Annotated in this window: 17 protein-coding genes; 9 read left to right on the forward strand and 8 right to left on the reverse strand. The window is 39.8% G+C overall.

Annotated features, from left to right (window positions below):
- Window positions 1–29 precede the first annotated feature (29 nt).
- Window positions 30–1,301, reverse strand: coding sequence for a GntP family permease (locus C5695_RS19710; RefSeq protein ID WP_117732753.1), 1,272 nt, complete (start codon window positions 1,299–1,301; stop codon window positions 30–32).
- Window positions 1,302–1,418: 117 nt separating this feature from the next.
- Window positions 1,419–2,531, reverse strand: coding sequence for a CdaR family transcriptional regulator (locus tag C5695_RS19715; RefSeq protein ID WP_117732755.1), 1,113 nt, complete (start codon window positions 2,529–2,531; stop codon window positions 1,419–1,421).
- A 161-nt stretch (window positions 2,532–2,692) separates the two neighbouring features.
- Between C5695_RS19715 and C5695_RS19720 the strand changes: the two genes are divergently transcribed.
- From C5695_RS19720 to C5695_RS19745, 5 genes are all read left to right on the forward strand, one after another.
- The gene (locus tag C5695_RS19720) at window positions 2,693–3,343 is read left to right on the forward strand and encodes a TetR/AcrR family transcriptional regulator (protein ID WP_117732757.1); all 651 of its coding nucleotides are present in this window, start codon (window positions 2,693–2,695) and stop codon (window positions 3,341–3,343) included.
- 69 nt (window positions 3,344–3,412) lie between these two features.
- Window positions 3,413–4,666, forward strand: a complete 1,254-nt coding sequence (locus C5695_RS19725) for an MFS transporter (RefSeq protein WP_117732759.1) — start codon at window positions 3,413–3,415, stop codon at window positions 4,664–4,666.
- Window positions 4,663–6,990: an ABC transporter permease gene (locus C5695_RS19730; protein WP_117732761.1), complete on the forward strand. Its 2,328-nt coding sequence runs from the start codon at window positions 4,663–4,665 to the stop codon at window positions 6,988–6,990. Before C5695_RS19725 ends, C5695_RS19730 begins: the two co-directional genes overlap by 4 nt.
- A 13-nt stretch (window positions 6,991–7,003) precedes the next feature.
- Complete coding sequence (locus C5695_RS19735) at window positions 7,004–7,765, forward strand: ABC transporter ATP-binding protein (protein WP_117732764.1); 762 nt, start codon at window positions 7,004–7,006, stop codon at window positions 7,763–7,765.
- 660 nt (window positions 7,766–8,425) lie between these two features.
- Window positions 8,426–9,604: a Rap family tetratricopeptide repeat protein gene (locus tag C5695_RS19745; RefSeq protein ID WP_117732766.1), complete on the forward strand. Its 1,179-nt coding sequence runs from the start codon at window positions 8,426–8,428 to the stop codon at window positions 9,602–9,604.
- Between the two features lie 101 nt (window positions 9,605–9,705).
- On the opposite strand, the gene C5695_RS19750 is transcribed toward C5695_RS19745, so the two are convergent.
- The 4 genes from C5695_RS19750 to C5695_RS19765 form a co-directional block, all read right to left on the reverse strand.
- Complete coding sequence (locus tag C5695_RS19750) at window positions 9,706–10,554, reverse strand: PRD domain-containing protein (protein WP_117732768.1); 849 nt, start codon at window positions 10,552–10,554, stop codon at window positions 9,706–9,708.
- A gap of 31 nt (window positions 10,555–10,585) precedes the next feature.
- Window positions 10,586–12,052, reverse strand: a complete 1,467-nt coding sequence (locus C5695_RS19755; RefSeq protein WP_117732770.1) for a glycoside hydrolase family 1 protein — start codon at window positions 12,050–12,052, stop codon at window positions 10,586–10,588.
- Window positions 12,053–12,056: 4 nt separating this feature from the next.
- On the reverse strand, window positions 12,057–13,916 hold the full coding sequence (locus tag C5695_RS19760; RefSeq protein ID WP_117732772.1) for a beta-glucoside-specific PTS transporter subunit IIABC: 1,860 nt from the start codon (window positions 13,914–13,916) through the stop codon (window positions 12,057–12,059).
- A gap of 344 nt (window positions 13,917–14,260) precedes the next feature.
- Complete coding sequence (locus C5695_RS19765; RefSeq protein WP_117732774.1) at window positions 14,261–15,139, reverse strand: hypothetical protein; 879 nt, start codon at window positions 15,137–15,139, stop codon at window positions 14,261–14,263.
- Window positions 15,140–15,322: 183 nt separating this feature from the next.
- Here C5695_RS19765 and C5695_RS19770 point away from each other — a divergent pair, with 183 nt between their 5' ends.
- Complete coding sequence (locus C5695_RS19770) at window positions 15,323–15,874, forward strand: PadR family transcriptional regulator (RefSeq protein WP_117732776.1); 552 nt, start codon at window positions 15,323–15,325, stop codon at window positions 15,872–15,874.
- A 4-nt stretch (window positions 15,875–15,878) separates the two neighbouring features.
- Window positions 15,879–16,361, forward strand: a complete 483-nt coding sequence (locus C5695_RS19775) for a DUF4188 domain-containing protein (protein ID WP_117732778.1) — start codon at window positions 15,879–15,881, stop codon at window positions 16,359–16,361.
- Between the two features lie 11 nt (window positions 16,362–16,372).
- On the opposite strand, the gene C5695_RS19780 is transcribed toward C5695_RS19775, so the two are convergent.
- Window positions 16,373–16,996, reverse strand: coding sequence for an NUDIX hydrolase (locus tag C5695_RS19780; protein WP_117732780.1), 624 nt, complete (start codon window positions 16,994–16,996; stop codon window positions 16,373–16,375).
- Window positions 16,997–17,166: 170 nt separating this feature from the next.
- Here C5695_RS19780 and C5695_RS19785 point away from each other — a divergent pair, with 170 nt between their 5' ends.
- A complete protein-coding gene (locus C5695_RS19785) occupies window positions 17,167–17,373 on the forward strand; it encodes a helix-turn-helix transcriptional regulator (RefSeq protein WP_034323321.1) in 207 nt (68 codons plus the stop codon).
- The gene (locus C5695_RS19790) at window positions 17,370–18,050 is read left to right on the forward strand and encodes a DUF3169 family protein (protein WP_117732782.1); all 681 of its coding nucleotides are present in this window, start codon (window positions 17,370–17,372) and stop codon (window positions 18,048–18,050) included. Before C5695_RS19785 ends, C5695_RS19790 begins: the two co-directional genes overlap by 4 nt.
- Before the next feature lie 48 nt (window positions 18,051–18,098).
- Here C5695_RS19790 and C5695_RS19795 read toward each other — a convergent pair whose 3' ends face one another.
- Window positions 18,099–19,445 carry an amino acid permease gene (locus C5695_RS19795; protein WP_117732784.1) on the reverse strand — a complete coding sequence of 449 codons (1,347 nt, stop codon included), beginning with the start codon at window positions 19,443–19,445 and terminating at the stop codon, window positions 18,099–18,101.
- Between the last annotated feature and the right edge of the window lie 54 nt (window positions 19,446–19,499).

Consider the following 19,499-nt stretch of genomic DNA (forward strand, 5'->3'; position numbering starts at 1 on the left):
TAAAGCCCCTCGTTTCTTATCAAATGTCCTCAGCCAAACAGCTGGAAAACGCCGAAAATAATGGTCGATACAACGGTTAATGTCAAACCAATTAACGATTCAAAAGGCATGAGTTTCAACCGCTCTTTGATGTCCATTTGAACACTTCCCGCTGTTGCATGGAAAAAGCTCCCGTGCGGCATATGATCTAGCACTGTTGCGCCAGCATGAATCATCGCTGCCCCTGAAAGAGCAGATACGCCAAGACCAATTAATGTGCCGCTAAATACACCACTCGCTACCGCCGTTCCAGCTGTTGTCGAAGCGGTGGCTGCTGACATAAAAATCCCTGAAGCTGGTGCAAGTAAATACGGAGGTAATCCCGATGCATCAAGTGCTTGAATCAACACATCTTTTAAGGAAGAATTCGAAACGATTCCTGCTAGTGTACCTGTTCCTAATAACATAATTGCAACACCTGACATTTTGTTCAGCCCGGACATCGCATAATCATTGATCAATTTCCCTTTTTTCATGAAAAGAGCGCCTACAATACCCCCAACAGGTAAGGCAACCATTGGATCTATATTGATTTGAAACAGCGGTCTTAGGGCCAATAATAGAATGGTAACAAGCGGACCGATCACAGCTGGTAAAAAGGCAGGTACTTGAACCTTGTTTTGATTGACTCCTTCTTCAAGTACAGGTGACCCTTTCTTCGCGAGCTTTTTAGCTAAAACGTATGTGACAGCTAACCCAAATACAGCTGGAATAATACCTGCTGCCATCACTGAAGTAAGTGGTACACCAAATGCATCAGAAGCGGCAATAGCATTCGGATTCGGTGACATGATATTTCCTGCCTTTCCGCCTCCAATCATGGCAAGTAGAATCCCCGTTTTTGACAGCTTTGCCCGTTTGGCAATGGCAAGTGCAATAGGTGCTACCGTGATAACGGCAACATCTACAAAAACGCCCACTGTCGTTAAAATCATGGTTGCCAGTGCCAGTGCTAACAACGCCCTCGCCTCTCCAAGCTTTTTCACGATAGCCTCGGCAATAGATAAAGCTGCACCCGACTCAATTAAAACGCCAGCCAGTACACCTGCCGCCATAATTCTAAGGACAGCGGGAATCATGCCCTTAGCACCTTCCATCATGACATTGACGGTCTGAGCAATATCTACTCCGCCAATTAAACCACCTATAAATGCACCTACCAGCATGCCATACGCTGGTGATACTTTTTTTAGAATAAGAACAATTGCAATGACTAGCGCCATAATGGCTCCCAGTGTACTTACAGTCACATCTCCATTCATCCTCGATCCCCCCAAAATATCTTTCTTCAATTGTAAGCGTTTACTAACTGGAATCGGATTGTGAATCTAGATGAACTTTTTTCATTTATCGCATCAATCAATTGTGCATATGCACAATCAATCGAACTGACTCATCAACTGTGCCAAATAAAGTTCCATTAACTGTTTCACATGACGGGGATCTTTTCCGGTTAATGTTTGAATTTTGTCTAAACGATATCGCAATGTGTTCCTGTGAATATATAAACGATCAACAATTCTTTGTAAATCACCGCCCTCTTCAATATAAATCTTCAATGTATGGGTAAGCTCCGCCTCTTGTATTAATGGCTTGTAAAAATCAGTCCATCTCCTGTTTTCTTCAGCAGCTCCCGCCATCATGAATAGGCTTTCCAGCTGATAAGATTCAAAAAAATAAACACCCTCCTCAGGGCCAAGAATTTTCCCAAGCCTTATCGCATCTCTCGCATGCTCAAAAGACAATGGCAGCCGGCTTATGTCATCAGCGACAGTCCCTACCCCCACCAGCACCTGGCCTTCTATTGCTCTTTCCATTGTTCTTTTCAGCTGCCCTGCCTCATGCTTTAAACAATGATCAAGAATCGGCTGCCTTAAAAGAACCAATTCATGACGAAAAGTCATGCCTAGCAAGTCATCCGAATTTTTATCGTATTGAATTGCATGTATCATTTTATGCACAGCGTCCTCTGAGGATGGAACTGGCTGAAAAACGATGGCCGTCCGGGGCTTATCTAACTCCATGCCCAACCATGCAGTTCGATTCTTTAACTGATGATCACCGATGTCAGAATCAGAAATCAACTGATTGACAATTTCACTTTCTATTCGCTGCCGCCACTGAACCCGTTCAAGCAGAAAAGATTGCTCTAACACCAGCTCAGCTGCCATTTTCACCAACTCGGCATGATGCCGAATGTCCTCTGGCTCACCAGTAATGCCAATCACACCAACTACTTGTTCATGAAAGCAAATAGGCAAATTGATTCCCGGTCTCACTCCTTCTAACCGCAAGGAAGTCTCTTGATCAATTTCCACACTGTCCCCGCTTGTCAGCACAAGTCGTGCACCATCGTGTTTCTGTCCAATCCTGTTTCGTTCACCAGAACCAATGATGACACCATCTGCATTCATTACATTGATGTTTTTCTGTAAAATACGCATCGTTCGTTCAACCATTTCTTGGGCCAATTCAGTGGTTAAAAATTGCATGAGGCATCTCTCCTGAAGGTTTTTTCATTCAATGTATCATAGTGTCATTGCACAATACATGCAAAGTGTTTAAAAATGAGGCATTGACAAAGGTACATTGAAAAGTGTTTAATCAAATCAAGGAACCGACCGACAGTCTAGTCAAATGAAAGGATGGCTTTATGAGAACCGTTAAACATCCTGAAGAACGTAAAAATGACATCTTAAACGCAGCCGAAGAACTTTTTTCTACCAAAGGCTATCAGCAAACCACAATTATTGACATATTAAAAGCCGTTGGGATTGCAAAAGGCACCTTCTATTATTACTTTACATCCAAAGAAGAAGTGATGGATGCCATTATCGACAGGATCATCAAAGCAGATATCATTGTGGCAAAGCGTATCGCAGCTGAGCCAGACCTTCCAGTGGTCGCCAAACTATTTCGTATCATCATGGCGCAATCGCCACAGCAAGGAAGCAATAAACAGGGCATGATTGAACAATTTCACCAACCTTCTAATGCAGAAATGCACCAAAAAAGCTTAATCAAAGCGATTAAAGAACTCTCACCCATTTTAGCTGACGTCATCCAGCAAGGGGTTGAAAACGGGACATTCAAAACGAATTACCCGCAAGAAACGGTGGAATTCCTTCTTGCTTCTGCACAGGTCATATTTGATGAAGGTCTTTTTCAATGGACAGCTGAAGAAAGCATGCAGCGCGCTCTAGCTTTTATCGACATCCTCGAATCCTCATTACAAGCAGAAAAGGGAAGCTTCTCTTTTCTCCTCAAACGATTAAGTGGTGAGACGGATGAACACAATCAGTGATTGGTCACTTCAATACCAATCCTGCATACATTATAGACTGACGGTCGGTCTGAAAGGAGAGTGACACCCGTGTCTTTATTAGCCAAAAGAGGTTCATCCCATTTTGTTTACCTCGTGCTCGGACAGATTATTTCCATTTTTGGGTCTTCCTTAATTCGGTTTGTTCTATCTTTACACGTGCTGGATATGACCCAGCGTGTTGACTTATATGCCCTACTATTCGCTTTATCTAATGTTCCCCTCCTTCTTTCTCCCTTAGCAGGCGCAATCGCTGACCGATTTAACAGAAGGAACTTGATGATTTTATTTGATGTTCTTACTGGCATCTTGATTTTGTCCTTTTATTTCTGGTTATTCTCAGGAAATGATTCACTCTACATGATCGGGGCTGTCATGGTACTGCTTGGCGTGATGAGTACGTTCTATGCTCCCGCTGTGATGTCCAGTATTCCACAGTTAGTAAAACAAGAGCAATTAGAACAAGCAAACGGAATCGTCAATGGCGTGCAGGCACTTTCAGGCGTTCTCGCTCCTATTATCGGCGGCATTCTATACGGACTGATTGGAAGTCAATCCATCATAGGTGCCAGTGCTATCGTGTTTTTTCTATCAGCTTGCATGCTTTTGCGATTAAACATATCCTTCACACCTAGCCCGCTAACAGAAAATATGGGCAAAGTGCTCGTAAAAGATATGAAACAAGGATTTTCCTATATTGGCAGCCAGCCATTTTTAAAAAAATCCATGCTGCTTGCTGCCATGCTAAATTTCATTCTCACACCATTTTTTATCGTAGGGGGACCTATCATTTTAAGGGTCACAATGAAAAGCAGTGACATCATGTACGGAATCGGCATGGGCTTGATTGAGTTCGCTGTCATCGCAGGTGCCCTGCTAGTCGGACTTGTAGCGAAGCGTTGGCGCATCCCTACTCTATATCGCTGGCTGCTCGTCATCGCAATCATATTGCTTCCTGTCGCGTTCTCAACGTCTAAAACAGCTCTTCAATTTGGCACTTACCCAGCTTATTTTCTCTTTCTAGCAGGATGTCTTCCAATTGCTATGCTGCTTACAATGATCTCAATCGTTGTAATTTCACATGTTCAAAAGAAGACGCCAAATCGTCAATTAGGAAAAGTGATGGCCAATCTGACAATGGTTTCTCAATGTGCTGCCCCGCTTGGTCAAATGATGTATGGATTCTTGTTCAATACATTTTCAGCCACCATGTATGTGACGGTGCTAATCGTTAGTGCTTTCATGTTTGTTCTTGCCTACTTAACAAAAAACATGCTTCAGCATGAAGGAGAATCAGCCTCATGAGATTGACGTTTATCAAAAAAGACTTAACCCGCCACCGTCTCATTTCAATCGGCTTAACGATTTGCATCATGATGACTTCATTTCTCGCAACAAGTGCCGCTCAAATGATCGTACAGCTGAATGGTTCCATTTCTGATCTACTCCATTTAGCCAAAGCTCCAGACTTTGTTCAAATGCATGACGGTACCTTAAATGAAAAAGACATTGAAACATTTTCAAGTAAGCAGCCTATGGTAAAAGCACATCAAATCGTCCCAATGATTCCAATTGAACACACAAACATCAGGTTCGGACATGAGCAGGCCAAAGCAGGTGTGATGGATCATTTATTTGTGAAACAAAATCGTTATTTTGATTTTCTTTTAAACGAACAAAATGAAAAACTCGCTGTAAATAAGGGTGAAGTGGCTGTCCCTATTTATTTTCAACAAAAGTATCAGCTCAAAATAGGTGAAACGTTACTAATTGAAAAAGGGTCTAATCAATTCTCTTTTCGTATCAAAGCGTTCTTGCGAGATGCACAAATGAACCCCAGTCTTGTTAGTTCAAAACGATTCCTTCTCCATCATGAAGATTGGGACGCATTGCATCAGTTGTTTCAAAAAAAGGAATATTTAATAGAATTTTTACTGCATGATGCAACTCAGGCAGATGCTTTTCAAGCAATTTATCAATCATCGCAGCTGCCACAACAAGGACCGGCTGTCACATTACCTTTGCTGCGTATGCTGAATGCAATGACAGATGGTATGGTGATTGCCATCCTCCTGCTTGTTTGCATGCTGCTCATGAGCATTGCCCTTCTCTCTCTCCATCTTGCTGTGACGGCTTCTATAGAAGAAGATGAACGCGAGATCGGAATACTGAAGGTGCTGGGGGTTCCTTTAACAAAAATTAAACAATTATACGTTGGAAAATATGCCGTGCTTGCTTGTTCAGGGTGCATAGCAGGTTTTGGGTTAACGCTATTATTTGGCGATAGGTTTACGTCAAATATTCAGCGATACATGGGGAATCAGCCTTCCTTTACTTCTTGGTTCATTCCACTTTTTGTTTCTATCATGACGGCCATGATCGTCATTTATTGCAGCTATGCTATCCTAAGAAAGTTTGGTCAAATATCAGCTGCTCAAGCACTTCAAGGCGGCGTCATTACACCGAATGATAAAAAACAAATACCCTTGCACCTCAAGAAAAACAGGTTCATACCGATCAATATTTGGCTTGGTTTAAAAGATCTATTATCACGAAAGAAATTATACACAACGATTACTTGTATTATCGCGCTTTGTACATTTTTAATGCTAATGCCTATTCAGCTATTGCACACATTACAATCGCCAGATTTCATCACATACCTTGGCTCTGGTAAAAGTGACCTTCGAATTGACATACGGAAAGGAAATCATTTAGAGAAAAGTACAAACGACATAGAATCAATGATTCGTGAAGATCGGGATATTCGTGCATCTACCCTATATGAAACATCTTCTCTTCAAGCAAAATCAATGGAGAATACATTAGAAACACTTTATTTAGAGACAGGTGATCTCTCAGCATTTCCTCTCTCCTATTTACAAGGGCGACAGCCTTTAAATAAAGAAGAAATTTCCTTATCAGTACTCAGTGCAGATTCACTTCAGAAAGAAGTAGGAGAAAGGATCACGCTCGTAACAAACGGCCAACAAATTCAAAGAACGGTCACTGGTATTTATCAGGATGTCACCAATGGAGGAAAAACAGCAAAAGCAATATCACAACCAATTTCCCAACCAGCTCTTTGGAAGACCATTCAAATCCAACTAAAACCAGGAGTAGAAATGGCAGTGAAAAAGGCTGTATTTGAAAAGAAAATCCCTCTAGGAAAAGTGACCGATATGCAGGAATACGTTGATCAAACAATCGGCAATACAGCCTCTTTAGTAAAAGTTGTTGCATTTTCTTCTACATTAGCTGCTTTTGGAACCGCCACTTTGATGCTATTCATGTTTCTACACATGTTAAAAGCAAAAGATTCAAGTCGAAACCACATGTTAAGAACGATTGGATTTTCTATAAAACATGTAACAGCCCAATATATCACAAGTTTTATCGTTGTTCTCTCTTTTGGTGCCTTGATTGGTACGATTGCTGTTCATATCATCGGACCTGCTTTGATGAGTATAGGCGGAGCATCATTAGGGGTATCAAGCTTGCAATGGCTGGCACCACAATGGGTGTCCATTGTGTATCCAATCACACTGTTTATTGTCAGCTTAGCTTTCACCGCTTTGTTATTGAAGACGTTTTTTTCTAGTCAAACTACACGGCATACACTTTCATAAGGAGATGTTTCACATGGAACACTTGATTGAAACCAAGCGATTGTCTTTTCAAATTGATTCTTTCAAAGGGCAGAAACAAATCATTCTTCAAAATATCTATTTATCGATAAAAACTGGCGAATTCGTAACCATTATGGGACCTTCCGGATGCGGGAAAACTTCCTTGCTTTATCAGCTTAGTGGTATAGAAACAGCCTCAACAGGAGAGATCAAATATAAAGGGTGTTTACTCTCGGGAATGACAGATAAACAGTTAACTGCTCTGCGCTTAACAGATATGGGATTTGTCTTTCAACATAGCCACTTATTAAAGAATCTTAATCTATTTGACAACATCATCGCTGCTGCTTACTTAGCACAAAAGAGACCGAGAACAGAAGTGAATAAACGCGCTCAATATTTAATGGAGCAACTTGATATTGATCATTTAGCAAATCGATATTTGACAGAAGTATCGGGGGGCCAGCTTCAAAGAGCAGCTATCTGTCGAGCGCTTATGAATGAACCAGACATCCTTTTCGCTGATGAACCAACAGGTGCTCTAAACTCTCATGCAACGAAAGATGTGATGGACATATTTTCAAAAATCCATTCCGAAGGAGCGACATTATTGCTCGTCACACACGACCCGAAGGTGGCCCTTCGTTCTGAAAGAATCATGTTTATGAATGACGGAGAAATCGCAGATAGTTTACATCTTGGGAAATATGATGAATCAACTGCAGAGAAGCGAGAAATGAGATTAAATCAATGGCTTCAAGATTTAGGTTTTTAATCGTGGTAAAAACAGGCAGCTTTCTGCCTGTTCTATTTTTTTTGGCACTCAAACGAATAATCCATCGAAAAATAATTTGTTTGTAACATGATTTTGCCGTCTACTTGTTGACAAGATTCTGTCAGCAATTCTATTTCTTTGTTATAAAAGTATCTCTTTGACATATAAAGAGTCACTAAAACAATTAACAGCGTCGTCACGATCACCGTGATTTCCAGTTTAAGATTTTAAATCTCTTTTTCATACCAACTTCCTTTCTAAAAGACTAGCGTTTGTCATTGGTACCCACTATTGTCTGCGTCTATCATTTTCTTTTCCAAATTTGATCTAGCATCATCATAACTGATTTTCTTTAATAGATCGACCTTCCAATTTTCTTTCCATTTACCTAAAATCTCTTTATGTGTAATATATCAATGATATTTTCGTACAAAACCATAAAACCTATTGTAAATATCTCCTTTTTAGATGACCAAAAAATAATTTTAATCCTTTGTGTAAATATTCAAGTCCCATTACAATTTGCTACATCATATGACTTTAGTTTCCTTTTTATTACCTATTGTCAATCACCTCACAGAAACGATTATATTTTTCCATAAATTGTGATATCGTTTTTTATTGAAACAGGTGAAAGGATCTTAAAGAGGTGAAATTTTCATGGCTATCATTTCTGCTGAACAGGTGGGGAACCGTCTAAATGATTGGCGAATTGCGATTCGTAAGCATGATGTACACAGCGCAAACGCAATGTACAAAGAATTAAAGCAATTACTTCAAGAAATGGAAGAGAATCAGGAGGTCTTGACTTATTATTCATTGCTAGAAGGCAAGTATAAACTCATGTTATATGAACGAAGAGGTAAAAAACTAAATGAACAGACAGAGCTAGATTGCCCCTCTAAAACAAACGACTTAATTGAATACTATTTTTACCTATACAAAGCCCTTTACGCATCATATAACAGAGACTATGCATCAGCCATTGGACTGTTTAAAATTGCCGAGAAAAAACTACAAAACATTCCTGATGAAATAGAAGTAGCGGAATTTCATACGAAAATCGCAAACTTATATATGCTACTTCGTCAAAGCCTGATTTCTCTTCACTATATTCAGAATGCTATTGATATTTTCAAAAGTCACGAAGGGTATGAACGAAGACTAGCGACAGCCTTTGTCATCGCCGCTGCTAATTATATGGACATTGGTGACTTCATAAGAGCAGAAAAATACTACAAAAAAGCATTACACATCGCAGACTGTCTAAATGATCACTTTCTAACATCACAGCTTTTTCATAATATCAGTATTCTGTATGCCGGTGCTGGAGAATCAAAAAAGTGTATCGATGCTTTGGAAAAGGCTCTAAGCGATGAAGACTACCTTTCATCTTGTTATTTCCAACACTCCATGTTTATGTTAATTAAAGAACTGCTCTCAATCGATGAAAAAACACAAGCCCTCTATTACTTCAATTTGGTCAAACAGAAACATGCAACAGAGAAATTCCCCATCTATACTGCAAAAATGAATTTGCTATACCATCTATATTTCACTGAAGATATGGCTAAAAAAGCTCAAGCCTGTTTCGATGAAATCAGCACGCTAAAAAAATTAAAGGATGCTGAAGGTGCCTGTGAATTAAGTGCACTAGCTGCAAAACACTTTGAAGAGTTGGGAGCCATTCATCAAGCCTATCTCTTTTTAAAGGAATCTTATCACATGAACCACCCTATACTTGACTGGAGGAATTCAAATGAAAAAAATGAGTTTATTGATTTGCGCTTTAATCATCGTTGTTTTTGGACAAACAGTGTCTTTCCATTCATTAAATGATACGAATCCTGGTACAACAGAACGTCCTATCGGAACTTAATATAAAAATTTGGTCATAGAAAAGAACCACTCGCCTGATCACAAGGCAAGTGGTTCCACCATTATTTTAATTGCTGATAAGATATGAGGCGGTGTATATGTACCGCAAGATAAGTAAGCTCATCATTGGGAATGACGGTACTATGCACCTGCTTAATATAGACTTTGATTTTAAAAGCAACATCCATCGCTTGAGGATACAAGTGTGCAATTTGTTCAAACAACTCATTTTCTTGATCTGAAAGTAACTTATTTGCATAAAATCTTTCTACAAAGAACTTCACATGTGTAATGAATCGACTGTAATGGATATTTTCTTGATCCATTTTCATATTCAATGTATAGCGGACAAGATTAACAATACTGCCGATCATTTTGGCATATTTCATGCTATCTTTCGAATCGGATTCTTCACCTAGCGCATTAATTAAATGAAAGGCGATATTGGCCGCTTCTTCTTTTGGTAATTGTACGCCCAATGTATCATTGACTAACTCAAGTGCGTAATTCCCTACTTCAAATTCTTCAGTATAGTAATTTTTGATTTCCCAGTACACACGATTCGTAATATTAATATTTTTTTTATGTCGTTCGACAGCAAAATTTAAATGATCCATTAAGGTAAAATAAACACCTGAATTCAGACTTGAGTTTAAGCGTTTTTCTGCATATTGAACGATATGCTGAGTTAAATCGATAAACTCTTGAGGCATTGAATCTAACAGTTGAAGAAATTCCTTCGCTCTCATGTTATCGACAGACATAAATACCTGATCTGCCTTCTTTTCTTCAATCATTTGACCCGGTTTTTGTCCATAACCAATACCCCGGCCGAATAGAACCATCTCCTGTTGGTTCTGATCTTCAGCTAGAACCACACTCGAGTTTAAAACTTTTTTGATTTTAAACATCGTCATCACCTGTTTTCATGATTGTGGTTTTTCAATCAAGCGATTCACCATTTGTTTCAATGACCTTTTGGTACCAATAAAATGAGTCTTTACGAGAACGTTTTAATGTTCCGTTTCCATCGTCATCCTGATCTACGTGAATAAAGCCGTATCGTTTTGACATCTGTGATGTACCTGCACTAATAATATCAATTGATCCCCAGCTCGTATATCCAAAAAGGTCAACGCCTTCTTCAACTGCTTCTCTCATTTGACGGAAATGCTCTTTGAAATAGTTAATACGATAATCATCGTGAATTGATCCATCGCTTTCAACAACATCTTTTGCACCCATGCCGTTCTCTACAATGATCAGCGGTTTTTGATAACGATCATATAATTCTATTAAAGAAATTTTCAGACCGACCGGATCAATTTGCCATCCCCAATCAGTAGATGGAAGGTAAGGATTTTTGACACCACGGATGGTATTCCCATCAGTTTTTTCCAACCCTTCATCAGCTGATTCAGTTAAAGACATATAGTAGCTAAACGAGATGAAATCTACTGTATTTTCTTTTAAAATGGAAAGGTCGTCTGCTTCCATATGGATATGAATATTTTTTCTCTCAAGCATCCGTGTAATCAGTGGTGGGTATTCACCAAACACCTGAACATCTGCATAGAAATAGTTTTCTAAGTTTTGTTTCAATGCCCGCTCCACATCATTAGGATGACAAGTGTGCGGATACGTTGTCAATTTTGTCAGCATACAGCCTACTTGGCTACCTGGAATAATGCGATGACAATCTGCTGTTACGAGTGCAGAGGCAACGAATTGATGATGAAGTGCTTGATAAACAGTCTCCTCCACTTTCCCTTCTGGGCAGCGATCAGGAATAATACCTGCTGTAATGAAAGAGTGGCGGTGAATGCTATCTATTTCATTAAAGGTAAGCCAATATTTCACATCATGTTTATAGCGTTCAAAACATACATTGGCGAACTTAACAAAGAGATCAACGACTTTTCTTTCAACCCATCCATTATATTTCACGCTCAGTGCTAATGGCATTTCATAGTGTGAGAGTGTCACAATCGGTTCTATGTTGTGTTTTTTCATTTCTGCAAATACACGATCATAAAATTGCAACCCTTTTTCATTGGGTTCAGCTTCTTCTCCGGTAGGGAAGATACGACTCCATGCAATTGAAATGCGGAGTGTTTTAAAGCCCATTTCAGCAAAGAGAGCCAAATCCTCTTTATAATGATGATAAAAATCAATACCTCTTCGTTTTGGGTACTTTTTATCACCTGGATCTTTTATCGCACGATCTATATTTTCTGAAGTAACAGCCACGTGTCCTTCATAATCTTCTACACTCAAATTGGAACGGTACATCGCAATATCAGCAACAGACGGGCCCTTTCCATCTATATTCCAAGCTCCTTCTGCTTGGTTGGCAGCAATGGCACCGCCCCATAAAAACCCTTTTGGAAAACCTTTAATTGTTGTCATATGTTTAGCCTCCTAATTGTGTGACAACCATCAATGTATCTTGACGATTGACCTCTTGTAATGGCTGTACCTTTATTTCATATTGATCTGTATTTGTGATGACAGCAAGTGTAACTGGATCATAACCTGCTTCCATGATTTTTTCTAAGTCAAACTCAATCAGTAAATCTCCTGCTTGAACGCGATCTCCCGCTTGCACTTTCGGATGGAAATACTGACCTTCTAGCTGAACAGTATCAATGCCAATGTGGAACAGCACTTCAACTCCTTGGTCCGTTTTCATACCAAGTGCATGATTTGTTTCGAACAGCATGGTCACCTCACCGTCTACCGGTGCATAAAGTGCTCCTTTTGAAGGGACAATGGCAATTCCGTCTCCCATGACCTTTGAAGAGAAAATATCATCTTTTACTTCAGATAGAGAGATCATTTGACCAATCACAGGACTTTTGAATGTTTCGCCTGCTCCAATTTTGTCCGCAAATGCATCTTGATCATTTGTTTTTTCTTCTACTGTTTTATCCTTGCCTAAAATAAAGGCAGCAACAAAAGCAACAACAAACGATATGACAAACCCGATTACAGCAAACATCAGGTTTCGTGGGAGCTCATCTGATATAAACATCGACATACTTGCTAATCCAGGGCCAACAAGTACAAAGGCCTGCAAACCAACTAAACCAATGAAAATCCCGCCGACAAAGGAACCAATCATAACACTTCCAAGAACTCTTTTATTTTGAAGCGTCACACCATATAATGCAGGCTCTGTGATTCCAAAAAATGCTGAAATTCCTGCCGAGATGGCCGTTGATCTAAGCATTTTATCTTTTGTCCGCAATGCCACCGCGAAACACGCTCCACTTTCCGCAATATTATGCGCAAGTGATGCTGGCAAATAAAGTGCTTCTTTCCCAAGAGTACCCATCGTTGTGACTGCATAAGGGACCATTGCTTTGTGCATACCTGATGCGACCATGAATGGGAGGACTGCTGCTAAAATCGCGACAGCTACCCAGCCTACTGTATTAAACATTGCAAGAATGATGGATGAAAAACCTTGTCCTGCTGTAAAACCAAGCGGTCCTAACAGAAGTAACGTAGCTGGTACTGTAATGACTAATGACATCATTGGAACAAAGAAAATCCGAATTGGTTTTGGTGAAAATCGCGTGAAGAATTTTTCCATTTGAGCGTAAAGCAATACAGAAAGGATTGCTGGGAACACTTGATACGCATAAGCTATATTTTTCACGTCGAATGACAGCAATTGCGCACCTTCAGTAAGCATAGCCGTCATGTTCGGAAGAAGAAGCGCACCGACTGCTGATAATGCGACCAGCGGGTTTACCTTTAGTTTATTCGCCGTCGTTACAGCGACTAGTAAAGGCAGGAAGTAAAGCGGTGCATCCCCTACCATGTTCAATATTTGATAGGTTTGACCCTTTGCATCCACCCAGCCTAATAAAGAGAAAAGAAGAAGAAATGATTTTAAAATCCCTCCGCCTGCGATAGCTGGAACAAGCGGCTGGAAGACACCGACAATGAAATCTAACAGAACTGTGCCTATTTTTCTTTTTTCTTTAGGCTGATTAGAAGGCATTTCTTGCCCTGATGTGCTGCCACCCATTAGACTTGTTACTTTTTGATATACTTCGATGACATCATTTCCAATGACCACTTGGCATTGACCTGACATTCTGACAGCTATAACACCTGGTGTTTTTTCTAAAGCCGATACATCTGCCTTTTTCTGATCAATCAATGTGAAGCGAAGCCTTGTTGAACAGTGCTCAAGATGAGCAATGTTTTCTTTGCCACCTACATGCTGTAAAACGTCTTTGGCAACCTGTGTATAATCCATCTTTCCTCCCCCTTTTCTAATACATGAGACCTATATTTTGGCAATAAAAAAAGGACCTAAAACGACAAATAAAAGAAATTCATCGTTTTTAGATCCTGCCTGCATGACCAGTCACATGTCTAATTGATTCATATTGGATTTGTTTTTAGTATATATCGATTATATGAAAGCGTCAACATTTATTTTTCTAAAAATTATTAAGGTCTATATACCTAATTTAATTTTCTTTCATTTAATTGAAACAACCTTTCTCGCTTTTTTATACACCGATATCCTTTTATCATCAATAAGAACTATCTCCATTATAAAAAACCAGATGAGTAAACTCATCTGGTTTCACTCATCTATTTTTTTCTTTCTTCCGCCTGCTTTTTGAATGCTTTCGCTTGTTTTTGATATTCCTGTTTTGTAACCGCTTTTAATTCTACGGTACCACCTGTCATTTTAAATGGAAGTTTGATTGATTTTACATCTCGATCAGTGGAACCTTTAATGATCCCGTCTTCAATTGATGGCTCATGGCCCATTTCGAAATTTCTTCCATCCGTATCACCCGAGACTTCTAATCTCATTTCTTTATAAGGCTTACAATCTTCTCCGGGAACCGTTGTGATTAGAAGGGAGCCGGACCATCCAAGCTCAATATGCATGGTTTTCACCTGTAATAATAATTGTTTGTCCTTTGCCGTATAAAGAAAGCCATATACCTTTGCCACTTTCTCCTTGAAGTTTCTCATACTATCATAAAACCTATCTTCCGCGCTATCGAATAGATAATCATATCGTTTTTGGATATCTTTATGATATTTCTCTAGCTTTTTTTGATTGATTGCCTTATAAATCGTGCTTTTCTTTTCGCCTTGTTTTTTCACTGAAAGGTCTTTTCCTGAAAAATGAACATCGTATACGATCGTTTCTTTACCTTGTGTGACTTTGAATTCATACCCATTTTCTTTTGAACTGCCGGTTACGACAAATTGTTTTTTATAGATATGCGGATGCCATCTCACTTCTTCTATATACTTTTCATTCAAATGCCCTGTTACTTTCCCTTTGCTCTCAGATACCTTAAACCAGCTCATTCTATCCTTCGTTTTATACGCAAATGCATAGGAATGGTTCAATGAATTTTTTTGTGCAATTGCTTGATATGCTGTCCAGCCGCCTCCACCAATGACTAGCACTGTTAGGATAGACACGATCCACATTTTCAATTTACTCATACGTACCTCCTTTGTTAACATGTGTATTTTTTCACCATTAACATGTCAAAACACAATGAACAAAATCTGTTAACTCTTCATCTCCTTTCTAGCATTTGTTTTTTTCTCATACATCTTGTGTCTGCAGCTATACATCGTTTATTATATATCTAAATGATATATCTTTTAGATAGGTGTGCTGAAATGAAAAAATACAATGATACGACGTATGCAATTTTAGGGATTTTAACGACAAATTGTAAGTCAGGGTACGAAGTGAAGAAATTAATTGATAAGAGCTTGCATCATTTTTGGAAAATTAGTTATGGACAAATTTATCCAGCTTTAAAGTTAATAGTCGAGGAAGGGCTTGCTGAGGTTTCACCTGCTTCTTCGTCAGGTCGCTCCGACAAGCGGGAATATCATCTGACTGAAAAAGGACTGGAGACGTTAAGGCAATGGCTGGCAAAGCCTCTTGATCAGTTACCAACAGAACGAAATGAAGTGTTATTAAAGTTATTCTTCGGTCAATATCTTTCGATTGAGAAAAAACTGGTGCTTCTACAGGATTATGAAAGACAACTTCGTATCCGTTATGAGACCTATGTTTCGATTGAAGAAAACATTCAAGAGCTTTATCCCGATGAAGCAGATGCGAAGTATTGGCTGTTTACGTTAGATTACGGAAAAAGAGTGGCTCAAGCAGGAATTGATTGGTGCGTGGAAACATCCCATTTGATGAAGAAGGAAGGGTAAATGTATGAAAAAAGACATACGAGCTGGCAGGTTTACAACAGACAATTCTGACACGATTGTTGTGTTTATTATTGGCATGCGAATCAACAAACGCTGGGCGGTTCATCAATGGATGCCTGTGTTCATGGCAATGCCTGGTATGATCAAAGAGCTGTATACTCATCAAGATAAGCTTGGATTCCTCGGGACAGAGAATTACTTTGGCTTACGCACGACAGCGATGATCCAATATTGGAAATCAACAGATGACCTCCTTGCCTATGCAAAGATGGAAAAACATTTGGCGGCTTGGAAGAACTTCCATCAGAGGGCTCAGAACAATGACGCAGTGGGTATTTATCATGAAACCTATCAAATTCAAGCCGGTTCGTATGAATCTGTCTATGTGAACATGCCTTCCTATGGACTGAGCCAGGCGAGAGCGTCTATTCCAATTGGTAAAGGAACACAAACAGCGAAAGAACGGCTGAAAACGACAAATTCCTAGAGCTGAAGTCTCTAGGAATTTCTTTTGGCAACGGTCACAAAATGCTTTAATATGCGGGCTGTTAATCCCCAAATGGTGTAATTTTCATAATCATAAAACCATTCCTCTATCGAACGACTCCCCCAGCGGTATTTCTCACCATTCATGATTTTTTCATAAGGAAAGTCCTCTCCCGGTGTCGGCTGCACCGATACATGGTGTAAGTACGGCTCATATTGGCTGAGCCATGATAGAGGTACGGTAAAGGTCTCTTCTACTTCTTCTCGATTAAAGGAATGTTTGACCTGCTGTTCATCAATGATCCCGACAAATGGATACACCACAAAGGATGGTGAAGCAATATAAGGACTGAGCTGTCCTAAGATCTTGACGGACTCGGGCGGAACCCCCAGTTCTTCATATGTTTCCCGAAGTGCGGCTTCTTGTGCTGTTTCGCCGCCATCGAGTTTGCCTCCGGGGAAGCTAATATCGCCAGGCTGTTTTCTCATCGTCAGTGATCGCACTTCAAATAAAACATGCCATTCCCCGTTTACTTGCACCAAGGGGACAAGAATTGCCGCTTTGAACGCTGTCTCTTCTCCAATAAACAGCGGCTGTGATTGATGTAAGTCACTTTTTAATTGATCAATGAACACGGGCATCACCTATTTTCTGTTTCTCTTTCTTTTAGCGTATCATGGTTCATCTTTTGAAGAAAGATGATCTTTCTGACAATTATTTTTATCAATTTGACAACTTTACTTGTCAATTTGAATAAGATGCTTTACAATCAAAGAAAGATTCAGAACAAAATTGAGGTGACAGAATGAAAAATCGGTTAAAAGAGCTTCGTGCGCGTGATGGTTTGAATCAAACGGAGCTTGCAAAGCGTGCAAAGGTTTCCCGCCAGACGATCAGCTTAATGGAACGAGATGAATTAATGCCGTCTCTCTTGCTCGCTGTTAAACTATCACGAATTTTTCAGGAACCCATTGAACGTATTTTTCTATTCGAGGAGGATGAACTCACATGAAAACTGTATACAAAATGCTATTAGGTGCTCTCCTTGGCTTTCTCGGCGCTTACTGTTTGTTGGCAGCCGAATTTGAGATGACACTTCTTGATGTTACATTTGAAGCGACTCTTGTCATCAGTGGATTGACGATTTTATTGATTATTTATTGTTTTTCAGGGATTTCACGTATGAAGAAAAGAGTATCTCTTTCGGTTTCTGGAGATGAAGAGGATGAACTGGAGGCAAAGCAATATCGGACCTTTACTGATTTGACTTTAGCTAATACGGTGAGTACGATTTTGTCCATTATTGCCATCGGTATGGCGATCGTCACTGAGCAGCCTATTTGGCTCATTCTCGTCAATGTTGCTTTATTCCTCGTCACCATTATCAGTTCATATGTGGCGATATCTGTCCTAAAGCTCGTCTACCCCAATCGCAACCTGCCAAGCCCATCCGACAAAGATTATAGTAAAAAGCTGCTTGCTATTTCGGATGAAGGTGAAAAGCATGTGATGCTTGGCGGACTGTTTCACACGTATCAAATGATGAATATCCTATTGACCAGTTCCATGTTTATTTTGATTGTGTATTCCCTTGGTGCCAATCACTCTCAGCTCTTCTCCATCATGGTCATTGGACTTGTTTTAATCATTTTGAATGCTAATTACATGTTCAGAATTAGAAATCGTTAAATGAACAAAAGCACAGCCCAATGCAAAAGCTGTGCTTTTTTCTATTCATTATGCTGCACGTCGTTTCTTTCGTGCATAAATCAATAATAAGAAACCAAACCAAACCGGTGTTAATAAGAGCGCCGGTCGTGTTGCATCCGCAAACAGCATGATCACAAGAATGGCAGCGAAGAGCACTAGAACACAAATATTCACAAAAGGTGTAAATGGCGCTTTAAAGGTAGACGCCTTATGCAGTTCAGGACGTGTCTTCTTATATTTCAAATGACAAATTAAAATAATACTCCATACCCAAATGAAACAAATGGCGCTGATCGTTGTGACAATACCAAAGGCTTGTTCGGGAATCAGCTTGCTTAAAAGAGCACCGACCGATACCACAATCGTTGAAACGAATAGTGCATTACTTGGAACAGCGTGCTTATTCAGACGTCCAAAGGATGCCGGTCCCTGTTTTTGATGACTGAGATTATACAGAATTCGGCTCGTTGAGAACATACCACTATTACAAGCAGAAGCCGCAGACGTCAGGACAACAAAATTAATGAGCCCCGCTGCTACTGGTATCCCAATCAGCCCAAAGGTTTTCACAAAAGGACTTTCTGATGCACTGAGTTCAGTCCATGGATTGATACATAGCAAGACAAAAATGGCACCCACATAGAAAAATAGAATTCTTAATGGAATCTTATTAATCGCAGACGGGATGTTTTTTTGCGGATTGGCTGTTTCTGCAGCAGACACCCCGACCAGTTCCACTCCCACATACGCAAAAATCACCATCTGGAATGACAATAAGAAACCTGTGACGCCATGAGGGAATAACCCACCATGTGACCATAAATTCGTCACTGTCACCGGTCCAGCATCTGTTTGAAAACCAATGATTAAAAGCACAATTCCAACGCCGATCAACAATAGAATCGTAATCACTTTAATGAGTGCGAACCAAAATTCCATTTCTCCGAAAAGCTTCACCGTTAATAAATTAAATCCGAGTAAAATCAACAAACAAATGATAGCAGGAATCCATTGCGGGATGTCAAACCAATACTGCACATACACTCCGACCGCAATGACATCTGCCATCGCTGTCATAATCCAGCAAAACCAATACGTCCAACCTGTCACAAAGGAAGCCCAAGGCCCAAGATAATCCTCTGCAATATCGGTTAATGACTGATAGCCTGTCTTCGATAAGAGCAATTCACCGAGTGCCCTCATGACAAAAAAGATCGCCATTCCGACAATTAAATAAGCAAAAATGATGGATGGACCTGCCAATTGAATGGCCTTTCCAGAGCCTAAAAACAACCCTGTTCCAATGGTTCCGCCAATTGCAATCAACTGAACATGGCGGTTTGATAAATCTCGTTTTAATTCTTGTTGTTCCAATGCCAACGCCCTCCTACGACACGATCTTATACTGAAATAATGAACTCTCAAAAA

This window comes from Bacillus pumilus (genome assembly GCF_003431975.1).
Lineage (GTDB): Bacteria > Bacillota > Bacilli > Bacillales > Bacillaceae > Bacillus > Bacillus pumilus_N.

Coding starts and splice junctions, on each gene's coding strand:
- C5695_RS19710 (WP_117732753.1), bottom strand. CDS start 1,301: ATGAATGGAGATGTGACTGTAAGTACACTGGGAGCCATTATGGCGCTA.
- C5695_RS19715 (WP_117732755.1), bottom strand. CDS start 2,531: ATGCAATTTTTAACCACTGAATTGGCCCAAGAAATGGTTGAACGAACG.
- C5695_RS19720 (WP_117732757.1), top strand. CDS start 2,693: ATGAGAACCGTTAAACATCCTGAAGAACGTAAAAATGACATCTTAAAC.
- C5695_RS19730 (WP_117732761.1), top strand. CDS start 4,663: ATGAGATTGACGTTTATCAAAAAAGACTTAACCCGCCACCGTCTCATT.
- C5695_RS19735 (WP_117732764.1), top strand. CDS start 7,004: ATGGAACACTTGATTGAAACCAAGCGATTGTCTTTTCAAATTGATTCT.
- C5695_RS19745 (WP_117732766.1), top strand. CDS start 8,426: ATGGCTATCATTTCTGCTGAACAGGTGGGGAACCGTCTAAATGATTGG.
- C5695_RS19750 (WP_117732768.1), bottom strand. CDS start 10,554: ATGTTTAAAATCAAAAAAGTTTTAAACTCGAGTGTGGTTCTAGCTGAA.
- C5695_RS19755 (WP_117732770.1), bottom strand. CDS start 12,052: ATGACAACAATTAAAGGTTTTCCAAAAGGGTTTTTATGGGGCGGTGCC.
- C5695_RS19760 (WP_117732772.1), bottom strand. CDS start 13,916: ATGGATTATACACAGGTTGCCAAAGACGTTTTACAGCATGTAGGTGGC.
- C5695_RS19765 (WP_117732774.1), bottom strand. CDS start 15,139: ATGAGTAAATTGAAAATGTGGATCGTGTCTATCCTAACAGTGCTAGTC.
- C5695_RS19770 (WP_117732776.1), top strand. CDS start 15,323: ATGAAAAAATACAATGATACGACGTATGCAATTTTAGGGATTTTAACG.
- C5695_RS19775 (WP_117732778.1), top strand. CDS start 15,879: ATGAAAAAAGACATACGAGCTGGCAGGTTTACAACAGACAATTCTGAC.
- C5695_RS19785 (WP_034323321.1), top strand. CDS start 17,167: ATGAAAAATCGGTTAAAAGAGCTTCGTGCGCGTGATGGTTTGAATCAA.
- C5695_RS19790 (WP_117732782.1), top strand. CDS start 17,370: ATGAAAACTGTATACAAAATGCTATTAGGTGCTCTCCTTGGCTTTCTC.